The organism is Colwellia sp. MB02u-6 (assembly GCF_014077095.1).
GTDB lineage: Bacteria > Pseudomonadota > Gammaproteobacteria > Enterobacterales > Alteromonadaceae > Cognaticolwellia.
In genome coordinates, this window is the sequence record NZ_JACGVG010000034.1 from 106,415 (window position 1) to 120,615 (window position 14,201).

General features: G+C 40.2%; 15 protein-coding genes. 9 read left to right on the forward strand and 6 right to left on the reverse strand.

Annotation, left to right across the window (positions count from 1 at the left end):
- Window positions 1–46 precede the first annotated feature (46 nt).
- Genes H4J46_RS09185 through H4J46_RS09200 form a run of 4 tightly spaced genes read left to right on the forward strand, consistent with a single transcriptional unit; the run spans window position 47 to window position 3,231 of the window.
- Window positions 47–607 (forward strand): hypothetical protein, encoded by a 561-nt coding sequence (locus H4J46_RS09185; RefSeq protein WP_182233203.1) that lies wholly within the window; start codon window positions 47–49, stop codon window positions 605–607.
- A complete protein-coding gene (locus tag H4J46_RS09190) occupies window positions 608–1,615 on the forward strand; it encodes a heme A synthase (protein WP_182233204.1) in 1,008 nt (335 codons plus the stop codon).
- Window positions 1,616–1,624: 9 nt separating this feature from the next.
- Window positions 1,625–2,542: a heme o synthase gene (gene cyoE, locus H4J46_RS09195; protein ID WP_182233205.1), complete on the forward strand. Its 918-nt coding sequence runs from the start codon at window positions 1,625–1,627 to the stop codon at window positions 2,540–2,542.
- Entirely contained in the window at window positions 2,542–3,231 is a 690-nt protein-coding gene (locus H4J46_RS09200) for an SCO family protein (RefSeq protein WP_182233206.1), read from the forward strand. The genes cyoE and H4J46_RS09200 overlap by 1 nt, the downstream gene beginning before the upstream one ends.
- Window positions 3,232–3,454: 223 nt before the next feature.
- Here H4J46_RS09200 and H4J46_RS09205 read toward each other — a convergent pair whose 3' ends face one another.
- Window positions 3,455–4,504 (reverse strand): polysaccharide deacetylase family protein, encoded by a 1,050-nt coding sequence (locus H4J46_RS09205; protein ID WP_182233207.1) that lies wholly within the window; start codon window positions 4,502–4,504, stop codon window positions 3,455–3,457.
- 101 nt (window positions 4,505–4,605) lie between these two features.
- Here H4J46_RS09205 and H4J46_RS09210 point away from each other — a divergent pair, with 101 nt between their 5' ends.
- On the forward strand, window positions 4,606–5,937 hold the full coding sequence (locus H4J46_RS09210) for an MATE family efflux transporter (RefSeq protein ID WP_259365763.1): 1,332 nt from the start codon (window positions 4,606–4,608) through the stop codon (window positions 5,935–5,937).
- A gap of 55 nt (window positions 5,938–5,992) precedes the next feature.
- Here H4J46_RS09210 and H4J46_RS09215 read toward each other — a convergent pair whose 3' ends face one another.
- Both H4J46_RS09215 and nfuA read right to left on the reverse strand, forming a co-directional pair.
- Window positions 5,993–6,229, reverse strand: coding sequence for a hypothetical protein (locus H4J46_RS09215; RefSeq protein ID WP_182233208.1), 237 nt, complete (start codon window positions 6,227–6,229; stop codon window positions 5,993–5,995).
- A gap of 27 nt (window positions 6,230–6,256) precedes the next feature.
- The gene (nfuA, locus tag H4J46_RS09220; RefSeq protein WP_182191695.1) at window positions 6,257–6,835 is read right to left on the reverse strand and encodes a Fe-S biogenesis protein NfuA; all 579 of its coding nucleotides are present in this window, start codon (window positions 6,833–6,835) and stop codon (window positions 6,257–6,259) included.
- Between the two features lie 235 nt (window positions 6,836–7,070).
- Between nfuA and H4J46_RS09225 the strand changes: the two genes are divergently transcribed.
- Window positions 7,071–9,623 (forward strand): M14 family zinc carboxypeptidase, encoded by a 2,553-nt coding sequence (locus H4J46_RS09225; RefSeq protein WP_182233209.1) that lies wholly within the window; start codon window positions 7,071–7,073, stop codon window positions 9,621–9,623.
- A gap of 4 nt (window positions 9,624–9,627) precedes the next feature.
- Here the strand turns inward: H4J46_RS09225 and H4J46_RS09230 are convergent, their stop codons facing one another.
- Complete coding sequence (locus H4J46_RS09230; protein WP_182233210.1) at window positions 9,628–10,395, reverse strand: ComF family protein; 768 nt, start codon at window positions 10,393–10,395, stop codon at window positions 9,628–9,630.
- A gap of 54 nt (window positions 10,396–10,449) precedes the next feature.
- Between H4J46_RS09230 and bioH the strand changes: the two genes are divergently transcribed.
- The 3 genes from bioH (at window position 10,450) to H4J46_RS09245 (ending at window position 12,679) form a co-directional block, all read left to right on the forward strand.
- Entirely contained in the window at window positions 10,450–11,244 is a 795-nt protein-coding gene (gene bioH, locus H4J46_RS09235; protein ID WP_182233211.1) for a pimeloyl-ACP methyl ester esterase BioH, read from the forward strand.
- A gap of 137 nt (window positions 11,245–11,381) precedes the next feature.
- Entirely contained in the window at window positions 11,382–11,690 is a 309-nt protein-coding gene (locus tag H4J46_RS09240; RefSeq protein WP_182233212.1) for a hypothetical protein, read from the forward strand.
- 5 nt (window positions 11,691–11,695) lie between these two features.
- Window positions 11,696–12,679 carry a putative metalloprotease CJM1_0395 family protein gene (locus tag H4J46_RS09245; RefSeq protein ID WP_182233213.1) on the forward strand — a complete coding sequence of 328 codons (984 nt, stop codon included), beginning with the start codon at window positions 11,696–11,698 and terminating at the stop codon, window positions 12,677–12,679.
- A gap of 114 nt (window positions 12,680–12,793) precedes the next feature.
- On the opposite strand, the gene pyrE is transcribed toward H4J46_RS09245, so the two are convergent.
- Window positions 12,794–13,435 (reverse strand): orotate phosphoribosyltransferase, encoded by a 642-nt coding sequence (gene pyrE / locus H4J46_RS09250; protein ID WP_182233214.1) that lies wholly within the window; start codon window positions 13,433–13,435, stop codon window positions 12,794–12,796.
- Window positions 13,436–13,453: 18 nt separating this feature from the next.
- Complete coding sequence (rph, locus tag H4J46_RS09255) at window positions 13,454–14,167, reverse strand: ribonuclease PH (protein ID WP_146879660.1); 714 nt, start codon at window positions 14,165–14,167, stop codon at window positions 13,454–13,456.
- Window positions 14,168–14,201 lie beyond the last annotated feature (34 nt).

Below are 14,201 nucleotides of genomic sequence, written 5' to 3' on the forward strand. Positions count from 1 at the left end.
TAGACAAATACTGAAACCAAATAATAAGAATAAAAGGCTGAGTTGTATGAGTTCTTCAAAGTTAAATAAATCGCGCCGCAGTATGCTAATTCTCTTGGCGGTATTCATCATTCCCATTGCACTAGCTAAATTGGCGTTGAATCAGCAATGGTTTAATTACGGAGTGACCAATCAAGGGCAACTGATTGAAAATGAGTTAACCCTAGCGCAACTTGGCTTAAGTATTGATGACTTTGATCACCAATGGTTGATGTTGTACGCCTTGCCAACAAGTTGTGATGAGCAATGTGAAAATACCTTGGTCAGTGTTAATAATACTTATATTGCCCTAGGTAAAGAAATGCCACGTGTGAAACTCGTCGGCTTAACACAACAAGATTTACGCGCAGAGCAAGCAGAAAAAATTCAACTTAAACGCTGGCATATTCAAACCATGCCCGCTTTGGCAAAGGTGGCGATAACACAATCACAAGTCTTGATTGTTGACCCGCTAGGTAATGTCATTCTTAGCCATGTACCACCAAAAAGTGCCGAGCAACTGCCACAATTTGGCAAAGCCATACTGGCAGACTTTAAGAAACTGCTGAAGTATTCAAGGATTGGCTAAATGAGAACACAAAGCTCTTCCGACCTTAGAAAACTTGTTTTTGTTAGCATATTATTAGCTATTGTGGTGGTCAGTTTAGGTGCTTATGCACGCCTAACTCATGCAGGTCTTGGCTGTCCAGATTGGCCAGGCTGTTATGGTTTAGTTGAAGTCCCTAAAACTAGTGCCCAAATTATTGCTGCTGAGCAAGCGTTTCCTGAACGTCCTGTTGAACCAGAAAAAGCATGGAATGAAATGATCCATCGCTATTTCGCTGGTGCATTAGGGGTATTGATCCTTATTATTGCCTTAATTTCTCTAAAGCGTCGCGCGCAACGCGGTCCGTTAGGACTGCCAATTTTACTGCTAATAGTGGTGATTTTTCAAGCGGCACTTGGCATGTGGACTGTTACCATGAAGTTAATGCCTGTGGTGGTAATGGGGCATTTGCTGGGTGGCTTTACTACGCTGTGCTTATTGCTATTACTGTATTTACGTTTGAGTGATTTTCGAGTGCCGGGCGGTGACATTGGCCTGAAAAAATACTTTAAATTTGCTGTGATTGGTATTTTTATTTTAGTGGGACAAATTGGTTTGGGTGGTTGGACATCATCTAACTATGCCGCGCTTACTTGTGCTGAACTACCTATATGCCAAGCGGGTTGGCTAGAGCAGATGAACTTTGAACATGCTTTTGATCTTATTCCGCCGGAGAAAGAAAGTTATGAATTCGGCCACCTTGATCATGCCTCACGTTTGACCATTCATGTAATGCATCGCTTAGGTGCTATAGTAACAACACTGTACTTATTTTGGTTTGCTATTCGCATTTATCGTAAGGCGCATTCACCATTTTTTAAGAACGCCGCATTGAGTTTAGGTTTTATACTCAGCGTGCAAGTTGGCTTGGGTATTAGTAATGTTTGGTTCTCACTACCGCTAAATGTTGCGGTCAGTCACAACGTAGTAGCCGCCATGTTAATGATGTCATTAATTACTATGACATACAGTTTAAAACGTAAAACTTAGGAGCATATTATGAGTCAAAGCAACACAATAGAAGCGAGCCATAGCGCACCTAGTACACCCATTTGGCGTGATTATTATGAAATTACCAAGCCTCGGGTAGTGGCTTTATTAGTATTAACTGCGTTAGTGGGCATGTGTTTATCAGTGCCGGGTGTTATTCCATGGCATGTATTAGTGCCGTCGATGATAGGTATTGGTTTTTTGTCATCTGCTGCGGCAGCGATTAATCATATTGTCGATCAGCGCATCGACAGTGAAATGGGGCGTACTTATAATCGTCCTTTGCCGAATGGCAGACTTACTGCGCGTAATGCGTCAACATTTGCTATGACTCTAGCGGTAACTGGCTTCGCTATTTTATATAGCCTAGTTAACCCGCTCACTGCCTGGTTAACTTTTTCAGGCTTGGTTGGCTATAGCTTTGTTTATACTATGTACTTAAAGCGTGCTACCCCACAAAATATTACTATTGGCGGTTTAGCCGGCGCTATTCCACCTTTATTGGGTTGGACAGCAATGACCAATGAAGTGCATCCTAATGCGTTATTATTAGTGTTATTAATCTTTACTTGGACGCCACCACATTTTTGGGCGTTGGCTATTCATCGAAAAGACGAGTATGCAAAAGTAAACATTCCTATGTTACCGGTCACACATGGCGTTAATTTTACCAAAACTCAAATTTTGTTATATACCGTGTTGCTCTTTATAGTGGGCTTGTTACCTTATTTAGTAGGTATGAGTAATTGGTTATATTTAATTGGCGCTGTGGTATTGAACTTAGTGTTTTTTGCTTACGCATGGAAACTGAAATTTAATGCTGATGAAAATACGGCAATGGATACTTTCAAGTTTTCTATTGTGCATTTAATGGCGTTATTTATTATTCTTTTACTCGATCATTATCTATTACCGGTAACAGGTTAATGAATAAAATTGTTATTATGATTGTCGCCTTGGGGGCATTAGCCGCAGGTGTGATGTTATTTGGTCAGATCAATAAAAAAGCCCCTGTTGAATTTGCCTTGCATTATCAACAAGCAAGAGACGTTAAAGCTTTTGAATTAACTGATCATTTAGGTGAAGCGTTTAACAACGAGTCGTTAAAAGGTCATTGGAATTGGGTGTTTTTTGGTTATACATCGTGCCCAGATGTTTGCCCGACTACCTTGCAAGAAATGAACTTTATTTATGATGATTTAAAAGCGATCAGCCATAAAAGCCAAGTATTATTAGTTTCTGTTGACCCAAAACGTGACACACAAACAAAGCTTGCCAGTTACATAGGTTATTTCAACCCGGAATTTAAGGCCTTATATGGCCATCATGGTGTGTTGTTTCCATTTGCTCGTAATTTAGGGCTAATGTATGCGATAACTGAATCAGAGCCGGCGTCAGAGAAAAAATCAGGGCAAAAAGCTAATAACGATGCTAAAGACAATCATGGCGCAACTGCGACCCGTTATTTAGTCGATCACAGTGCGTCATTGGTTTTGATTAACCCTGCAGGTAAAGTAGAAGCTATTTTTAAACCTAAACAAGCACTTGGTGAAGTTCCTGTAATTGAAGGCGACAAATTGGTCAGTGACTTTGCAAAAATTGTCGCTTTGTATTGAGCTAGAGTTAAAGTAAATTTTAAGTTTTTAAGCTGTTGGTTAATAACTGTCAGCTTAAAGGTCACTTGGTGATTGGACTTTTTCTTCATATTGATTTAGCAATCTAGTGAACAGGTTAAGGCTTACTTGAAGGCATAAACCCTACCGACAGAAAGTATGACTCGTTAACACTATTGGCCTTAATGCCAATAGTGTTAACAGGTAATATTTACCGACAATAAGGCTATAGCGGATACCACTGACGGTTTTCTTTGAGAATAAACCAAGGTTTTGAAAACCAATAGTAGCGTCCAGGTTCACTAATGCTGGGGGCGGTACAATTGCAACGCACACGACCTGTTGGCAGTGCTGCGCTGTAATTAATAGTAAATAGCTCATCACCTTGCCATTGAATTTCTTGACGGCCTAAACCAGAAATATAGCAATTTAATTGTTCAGGATTAAAATCGTCCACATCAACCTTAAAACTTACTGAAGTTGACTCACCCTGTTGAAAAATGGTTTGTTGATCTTCTGCCTCAACGCGAATACTAAAAGGTAAAGCATTGAGTTTATCGCGTAAGCTTGGTAATTGATCATAAGGCTGTGAGACTGGAAAACGTGGAATAATTGTCGTGTTAGTATCCAAGCCAACAGCGCCTGATTGTTGCGAGAAAGCGACAAAGTTATTGTCTTGTATCCACTGCTGAATTTCAGGACTATATTCACCGTAGGGATAAGCGAAATAGCGCCAACTCTGTCCGGTTTTTTCTGCAATTATTTTTTCTGCACTGAGCAACGATTGCGTATTTTTAGCTAACCACTGTTGCATTGTCATACCATCAGGTATTCGGATTAATGAATCGTGCTCCATGCCATGATTAGCAATAATTACCCCGTCGTCTGCCATCACTTTGAGTTGTTGCCACGAGAGATAATGCTCGGAATTTTGCTCGACAATGCCAGGGTTAATAAAGATGGTAAAGGGATAATCGTGTTGATCTAATATGGGCTTACCCTGGGTTAAAATATCTAAATAGGCATCATCAAAGGTAATAACCACAGACTTATTTGGCAACGCTGTTTGGGTTTTAATTGAATTCATTAAGCTTGATAAAGCAATTACCTCAAAATTGTTGTCTGCTAGGTATTGCATATGCAGCGCAAACTGGCTTGGAGAGATACTGGTGCTGGCTGGAGTTTTATCGCTGACATGGTGATATTGTAGAATGACAGTGGCGAAGCTGGTGATGTGGAGGCAATAGCATATTGCTGCTAACAAACGATATTTCATGTTAATCTTCCTGAGGTATTTATAGAGCGTTAGGCGCTTAGGTAAAATAGCTTTTTTTCAACTATTTAAACAGTTTATTTGCCATAAGGGTTGGCTTTTTTTTGAAATTTAATAATATAGAACGGCATAAGCAGTTATTTATTCTTGCTTTACCCATGATTTTGTCAAACATTACTGCGCCTTTGTTAGGTTTAGTGGATACCGCTGTTATTGGCCACCTAGAATATTCTTATTATCTAGGTGGTAGTACGGTTGGCGCCATGATCATTACTGCCATCACCTGGCTTTGTGGTTTTTTACGTATGTCGACCACCGGCTTATCAGCGCAGGCGTTTGGCCAAAAAAATAATGCATTAAGTTGTTTGATACTGCTACGCGGAATTATTGTTGCGTTTACCATTGGTTTGGTCGTTATTATATTTCAAAATTTTTATCTTGATCTTGCATTATCATTAGCCGGTGGCTCTGAGCAAGTGCAGTTTTATGCGCAAGAATATAGCGCTATTCGAATTTGGGGTTTGCCAGCAGCACTGGCTAATTTAGTTATTTTGGGTTGGTTGCTAGGTAATCACCAAGCCAAAGTGGTGATGTGGTTAATTATCGCCACTAACTTGATTAACTTAGGCCTAGATTTACTGTTTGTTATCGGTTTTTCTTGGCAAGTTAAAGGTGTAGCTATGGCAACACTGATTGCAGAATATAGTGGTTTATTTATCGGCTTAGCCTTTGTATACAATAACTTTAAACAAAAGTTTATTGGCTTATTTGCTAGCGTACAGCAAATGTTTGCTGCGGCTTTAGAGCGAACCGCATTGTTAAGCTATTTTAAACTGAATCGAGATATACTAATTCGCACTTTATGTTTAGAAATATGCTTTATTTTTATGACCTTTCAAGGTGCTCGATTAGGCGATGATGTGATTGCTGCTAATGCTATATTGATGAATTTTTTGTTGTTAATATCGTTTGGTTTAGATGGTGTTGCCAATGCGGCAGAAGTGATGGTAGGTAAAGCGAAAGGAGAGAATAATCAAAAAAGCATGTTTGTCAGTGTCAATATTGCGCTCTTTTGGACTGGAATATTTGCGCTCGCTTATAGTTTATTGTTTTATCTGGCGGGCCATTATTTTATTGTCAGTATCTCGGATATATCGGCTGTGGTTGATTATGCCCAACAACATTTATTTTGGATTGTCGCCTTACCCTTACTGGCCTGTTGGTGTTATTTATATGATGGTGTCTATGTTGGTTTGATGCAGGCGCATATTATGAGAAACAGTATGATTATCGCCACTTTTGGCTGCTTTTTTCCGGTATGGTGGCTATTAAAGGATTATGGTAATCATGGTTTATGGGCGGCATTTTCAATATTTATGTTAGTACGTGGTATGACCTTAGCTTGGCATTACCAGCGAAATAAGCATACTTTTTAGCGCTTATTATTTATAGCTTAGTGTTTTTAAGAGTAGCACTTTTTAGGTGAGTACTTTAATGCTTAATGCGATTAAATATATGATACAAACGATTAGCAAATAATCCAATATAAGCGTAAATAGCAAGTAGACAACCGCAAGCTAAAATAACCACGCCAATCATTTGCCAAAGATAGTGCTGATAGTAACCAAGAAATATAAAACAAACGCCGATAATAAAAAGACCAAGTCCACTGAGAAAACGCTGCATACTGCGTTGTGGATCTTGGCCTATTTTTTCTAATAATGACATTAAAACCTTACTGACAACAGCAGGTTATTAGTAGTATGAGTGTTCGCCACGTTCATGCTCTGTCATGTCTTTTACGCCTTTAATTTCACCCGCCATCATGTCAATTAATTGCTTCTCAATGCCGTCTTTAACGGTGACATCGATTTGGGCACAACCATTACAGCCACCGCCAAATTGTAATACAGCATAGCCGTCTTCAGTGATTTCCATTAGCGTACAATCGCCACCATGGCTAGCTAGCTGAGGGTTAACCTCAGCTTTTAAGAAGTAATCAACACGCTCAAATAATGGCGCGTCATCGGCAACTTTGCGTAACTTAGCATTTGGCGCTTTTAAAGTTAATTGCGAGCCCATTTGGTCAGAGGTAAAATCTATTTCTGCTTCTTCTAAATAAGTCTTACTGTCGGCGTCTATGTAAGCTGAAAAGTTTTCAAACTTTAATTCAATGTCGTCAGCTTCTATAGCGTCAGCCGGACAGTAGGATACACCACATTCTGCGCTTGCTGTACCTGGGTTTACAACAAACACACGGATACTCGTACCTTCAGCTTGCCCAGAAAGTAGTTTTACAAAGTGTTCTTGTGCAGTTTCTGAAATGTTAACCATCATACTATTTACTCTCCCTACTGGGCTTGAACTTGTCAATACCCGACTATTTTACTCAAGTATAACAATTTTACTCTTGTCTGTCATTTGGAGCTAGTCCTAGATAGCATAATTTATATAGCCAGCAGATGAAAAGTTAACAATAAAATATATAAATGGGCAATTATCACGAGATAACTAGTTCATATGGCATTATTTTGTTATTTTATCTAGCTATTGAATCAGGAGATCTCGCATGTTGTTATCGTTGTATCGAATTGTAATATTTTGTTTATTAAGTGTTTCGTTTACCGTTTTTAGTGCCAATGTAAGTACATACTTGCCGAAGGGCGCAGTTTATGGCGAAAAAGTGCCAACGCCAGAATCTGCTTTGGGCTTTGGTATTGGTGAACGCCATCCACGCCATGATCAAGTAATAAGCTATCTAGAGCAAGTCGCGGCATCATCAACTCGACTCCAAATTGAAGAAATGGGTCGAACTACACAGTTTCGCTCACAAATTTTATTAACTATTTCAAGTCCTGAAAACTTAAATCACCTTGAGAAAATTTTAGCGCGGCGCTCAGATATAGTCGCTTCTGCTAAAGACCCTATTGTGGTTTGGTTAGGTTATAGTGTGCATGGTGATGAAATTAGCGGTACTAATGCTGCTATGGTGCTGGCTTATCATTTAACGGCATCGCAAGATAAAACCGTGGCCGATATGCTTAACGACACTATTATCGTGATAGAGCCGAGTATTAACCCAGACGGCATGGATCGATTTGTTAATTGGGTGGCGACCCATAGTGGTATCACTGAGAACTCAGATCCAAACCATATCGAACATCATCAAAACTGGCGTACGGGCCGTACCAATCATTTTGGTTTTGATTTAAACCGGGATTGGTTGCTATTGTCGCAAAAAGAAAGTCAAAATCGCTTACCTTATTTTCATCAATACCAGCCAAATGTTCTAGGTGATTTTCATGAAATGGGCGCTAATAGCAGCTATTTTTTTCAGCCAGGAATTCCCACACGAACGCATCCTCTCACACCAGAAAAAAATACCGAGCTAACACGGTTACTCGCGACCTATCACGCCAAAGCACTCGATGAAAAAGAGCGTTTATATTACAGTGAAGAAAGCTTTGATGATTTTTATTACGGCAAGGGTTCAACGTATCCAGACATTAATGGCGGCATTGGTATTTTGTTTGAACAAGCCAGTAGTCGAGGTTTACAGCAAGACACCGTTAATGGCTTACTGACTTTTGAATACGGTATACAAAACCATGTGTTAACGTCGTTATCAACCATTGAAGGTGCGTGGAAAAACCAAGCTAAATTTAAAGCTTATCGTGAAGACTTTTATCAACGTGCACAAAAAAAAGCCAGTAATGAAAACTTTAATGGTTATATTTTTACTGAAACTAAAGATCATTATCGCCTTGAGACTTTTTTAAATAAGTTGCAGCAACATCAAATTAAGGTTTATCCCCTTAAGCAAGATTATAAAATTAATGATTTAACTTATTTTGCGCAGTATAGTTATTATATTCCATTAGAACAGCCGCAATACCGAGTGATTAAAGCGCTATTTAATCAACAACAAAGTTTTCAAGATAATACCTTTTACGATGTCTCAGGCTGGACTTTGCCACTAGCCATGAATATAAAATTTGCGCCTGTTGGACGTACTTGGGGTTTAAAAACTGAAGAAAAACCATGGCAGTCTAGCGCTGTAAAACCTGCTGATGTAAGCAATTTGGCTTACGCTTATGCGTTTGAATGGCATGATTTTTTAGCGCCCAAACTGTTAAATAAAATTACCAAGGCTAAGATCAAGGCAAAAGTAGCCACTAAGGCATTTTCCGCGACAGTTAACGGCGAAGTTAAAACCTTCGATCAAGGCACTATTATTATACCAGCGGGTACTCAGCTAGTGGAAAACTGGCGTAGTATGCTCACTGACTTTGCAGCTAAAAGCCAGATAGCGCTTAACGCTTTAGATACTGGATTAACTGCAAAGGGCATTGATATTGGCAGTAGTTCATTTCGGCCAGTTTCAGCGCCAAAAGTATTATTGGTGGGTGGTAAAGGCGTATCTCAATATGAAGCAGGTGAAATGCTTTACTATCTTGATAGTCTACTGGAAATTCCGGTTACGGTCGTTGAAATACCACGCTTAGCTGCGATTAATTTAGCTGACTATAGCCATATAATTATGGTTGATGGCCGATATACTGCGTTAGATAGCAAGGTACAGAATAAACTTACTTCATGGTTAGCTAATGGTGGTGTGCTATTTGGTCAAAAACGCGCCGCACTTTGGTTCTCAGAAATAGAGTTATTAAAAATTGATTTTGTTAGTAAAGCGCATATCGACCAGTTATTTGATACGGATAAATTAACTTATGGCGATAAAGAGCAACTGGCGGGTCGAAAACGTATTGCAGGCGCTATTTTTCAAGCCGAATTAGATGTCAGTCATCCGCTAGCATATGGTTATCAAAACAGTAAGTTACCGGTATTTCGAAATAGCACCATAATTATGGAGCAAACATCGCAGCCATTTATAACGGTAGCAAAATACAGTAACGTACCTTTGCTTAGTGGTTATACCGATAAAAATTTAGTGAATCGTTTAGCGAATAACCCAACACTGGTAGCTCACAATGTCGGTAAAGGTCGTATTATTGCTAGTACTGACAACTTAGCTTTTAGGGGCTACTTTTTGGGCAGTATGAAGATTATTGCGAACAGTTTATTTTTTGCTAAAGCTTTTAGTGCCAACTTGGCAGAATAAAGCGTTAGTTAGGTATCGCTAAGCATAAACTCAGGAGTGTAATACTTTGCACTCCGCTTTTTTTTAGCAGCTTACAAATTTCATTGGCGGTTGTGCCTGTGGTCACCACATCATCAATCAAAATAACATGCTCAGGTAAGCTTGTCTTCGGGTTGATATTTAAGCTAAAAGCTTGTTTTAAATTTTTTCTGCGTTCAGTACCTGACTTACCTACCTGACTTTCTGTCAATTTTTTCCTAACAACAAGATCTGCTTGATAAAGATAACCAAAATTTTGGGCAAACTTGCGCGCAATCAGGTCTGCTTGATTAAACCCGCGTTCTTGCCACTTTTTTAAATGTAATGGCACCGGCACGATCCGAGTGTTGTCGAGCGTTAAATTTGTGCCTTCAAGGCTAAGATATTGCTGCCAGTGATGAATAAGTAGATAAGTTAACAACTCGGCTAATTCGGTCTTATGTTGATATTTCAACTGACTAATCCAAGTATTGAAGGGCCACACATAAGGCGCAATGGCTAATAGGTGATCAAAATGTTTTATGGGGATCAGTTTTGTAACGGCGGGCCATAACAATAAATCATAAGGCAGATGTTGGTAATTAAAATAAGGTAAATCTGCTTGGCAATACTGACAAAGTAATGGGTGATGTTGGCAAGTGTTACCACATAAGGAGCAGCAACTTATTTTTAAGCTGATTTTTTTCATCTCATGGCGCAATTTCTGCTGTAAAGTTAATAGTATTTCCCTGTTGCGCTTGCTGCTAAATTCCATTTTCAGCTTCCTTTGGTTAAACTGTGCGCCTACCAAATATTGAGCACACTAAGCATGAAAAATAGCATGGCAGAAAGATTAAAAATTGCGAGCCAAGGCCAAGGTATTCCTTTGGTATTCATCCACGGTTGGGGCCTTAACTCGGCTGTTTGGCAACCGTGTTTAGCGCAGCTCCAAGCAAACTTTCAAGTGATCACGGTAGATCTACCAGGCTTTGCGACTAATAAATCAGTACAACTGGCTCAATATTCATTAGTTGAGATAGCAGAGGCTATTGTACAAGCGGTAGCTAAACCGGCAGTTTATATTGGTTGGTCTTTAGGGGGATTAGTTGCCAGTCAAATGGCTATTAAGTATCCAGCGCAAGTATTAGGGCTAGTCACTGTGGCGAGCTCACCACAGTTTGTAGCACAAGATAATTGGCCAGGCGTTAAGGCAAGTGTTTTGGCGTTGTTCCACAAACAACTTGCCCAAGACACGACAAAAACTATTAGTAATTTTTTGAAAATTCAAGCCATGGGTAGTCCACATATTCGCCAAGACATTAAAAAACTTCGCGAGCTAGTTATGCAATATGAACAGCCTACGCGACAGGTGTTAGACGACTCATTAAGTTTATTAGAAAGCTCAGATTTGTCTGCGCAGCTACAAAATATTCATCAGCCATTTTTGCGCCTATACGGCAAGCTTGATGGTTTAGTACCCAAACAAGTTATTGCCTTAATTGATCAACTTGCCCCTCACAGCCAAAGTTATATATTTGAACAAGCCTCACATGCGCCATTTATATCCCATCAGGCTGAGTTTTTAGCGATATTGCAAAGCTGGTTAACTGAACATCTTAGTTAAAGAGTAACGGTTTACTTTTTAACACTTTTGGTTGATAATTAAGCAGGTAGCTAGATGTTAAGTTGAACCGTAAATTTAGCAGATAAGTACAGAGTATAAGTACAGTGTAAGTGTCAGTAATCATTGAGGAGTATTTTGTGGAAATTCAATCCGCCTTTAATCTTGGTGTACAAGGCCTTCAAAAAGCTAATGAAGATGTTTATAAATCCGCCGAAAATATAGCGTCTAGTGCCAGCCTAGCGGCTGAATCTTATGGCGTCGCTCAAGCAACTAATGCTCCTGTGGCTAATGTTAACGAGCTAACTAAACAAAAGGGTGATAGTCCGGTAAAGCTAACGCAGTCTCTCATAGATCTACGTGTGGCAGAATTTCAAGCGAAGGCGTCTGTTGAAATTCTGCAATCAGCCGATGAAAACTTAGGCTCGTTATTGGACGTTACCGTTTAGCGGTTATGAATATCACGCCACAAAACACTCATCTACCCATACAAACTGCGGTAAACCTGCAGACAGATAGCCTACGTCGTGAAAATCAGCAAAGAGAAGTCATCACAAAACCTGAGCCATCGAGTCAATCAGCTGCCGAAAAAGGTCCGGCTTCTGACAAAGAGCGTGGCCGCACCCCCGCACAAAACAATCAGCAAGTAGATTTTGCCAGCTTACGTAAACAAGCTGAGCTCGCTAACGATGTTATTGGCAATAGTTCAGGTAATGGCTCAGGCAACAGTTCAGGGCAAGACTCAGCAAAGCACTCAGAACAAGAGGCTAACAAGCAAAATAACGATGGCTCTGGAGATTCAACACCTTCAAGTCGTGACCAACAATCAAGAGTGGAAGAGTTGGTAAATACAGAAATTATTCGCAGCTTGGAAAGTCGCGATAAAGCGGTGCGTAATCATGAAAACGCTCATGCTGGAGTTGGTGGTTCATTTACTGGCGCGCCATCTTATTCATATGAAATTGGGCCAAATGGTAAAAAATATGTTGTTTCAGGTGAAGTCTCTGTCGATTTAACGCCCATTGCAGGTGAGCCTACAGAGACCATTGCTAAAATGAATAAAGTGCAAGCGGCTGCCTTAGCACCGGCTAATCCATCAGCACAAGATATTCGCGTTGCTGCTTTGGCGGCTAGTATTATTTTAGAGGCTCAGGCCGAGTTAACAAATATCAGCGCTGACCATGTTGAGGCTAAGCTGCAGTTAGGTCAGTTATATCCTGATAAAGAGCTGCTGAAAAATGATAGTAGCTTTGAAAATAATGACAGCAGTAACGCTTTCGATCGTCAAATTGCCCAAACTTTATCAGCGCAAGAAGCCTTAGTGCCAAGCCGACCATTAGCGGTTGATGAAAGAGCGGGCCGCATTGAAAAGTTTTACGCTACTATTAATCAAGCCTATGCAAAATCAGCAAGCTATCAATTCGAGTTAACGGCCTAGTGAACGCTGACCCTGTGAGACGATTTTTAATAACAAAAAAGCCTGCAATTTTGCAGGCTTTTTACGTTTGGTGACCATACCATTTGCTGACTATAGCAATAGTTAATTTATTACTTAAATACCGTAATCTTCACGATATTTTTTAATGCTAGCCAAGCTGTCAGTCATGTCTGGTTTTTCTTCCAAGTAGCTGATTAAGTTTGCTAAGGTGACAATAGAAATGACCTGGGTATTAAAGTCACGCTCAACTTCTTGAATGGCAGAAAGCTCTGCTTGGCCTTTTTCTTGTCGGTCTAAGGCAATCAGTACACCGGATAATTCAGCACCGTGAGCCTGAATGATTTGCATTGACTCACGAATGGCAGTGCCTGCGGTGATTACATCATCAACCAGCATCACTTTACCTTGAAGGGGCGAACCTACTAAGCTACCACCTTCACCGTGGGTTTTAGCTTCTTTGCGGTTAAAGCAATAAGGCATATCAATATTGTAACTGTCAGCAAGTGCAACGGCTGTGGTAGTGGCAATAGGAATGCCTTTGTAAGCAGGGCCAAACAACAAATTGTAGTCAATGTTAGAGTCTTGCAATGCCGCGGCATAAAAACGTCCTAAACGGGCTAAATCACCACCGGTATTGAATAAACCCGCATTGAAAAAATAAGGACTAATGCGGCCTGACTTTAAGGTGAATTCGCCAAAACGTAACACTTGTTTAGCTAAAGCAAATTCAATAAATTCACGTTGATAATCTTTCATAATTAGCTCCTGTCTGGCTTAATTTAAAGCAGTTTTTTGAATATCAAACAGTTCATTAATACTGTTCTTAGCAAGTGCTAGCATTTGTTGCATTTCATCAAAACTAAACGGTTCTTCTTCGGCTGTGCCTTGCACTTCAATTAACTTGCCGGTTTCGGTCATGACCACGTTCATGTCAGTATCCGCGGCTGAATCTTCTACATATTCTAAATCAGAAATCGCTTCACCTTTATAGATACCAACAGAAACAGCGGCAATCATGTGCTTAAGGGGATTGTTATTGATAATACCTTTAGCGCGCATATGGTTTAATGCATCAACCAAAGCGACACAAGCGCCGGTAATTGAAGCGGTACGTGTGCCACCGTCAGCTTGAATAACGTCACAATCAATCGTAATAGTGTTTTCACCGAGTGCAGCTAAATCAACAGCAGCACGCAATGAACGCGCGATTAAACGAGAAATCTCTAAGGTACGCCCACTTTGTTTGCCATTGGCAGCTTCGCGACGCATACGCGTGTGAGTAGAGCGAGGTAACATGCCGTATTCAGCGTTGATCCAACCTTTGCCCTGGCCTTTCATAAAACGTGGTACACCGGTTTCGACTGTAGCGGTACATATAACTTTGGTATCACCAAACTCAATAAGCACTGAGCCTTCTGCATGAGCGGTAAATTGACGCGTAATGGTTACAGGACGTATTTGCCCTAAAGTTCTGCCGCTTGGACGCATGTTGCATTTCCTATCATAGTATAATTGCTGCGCA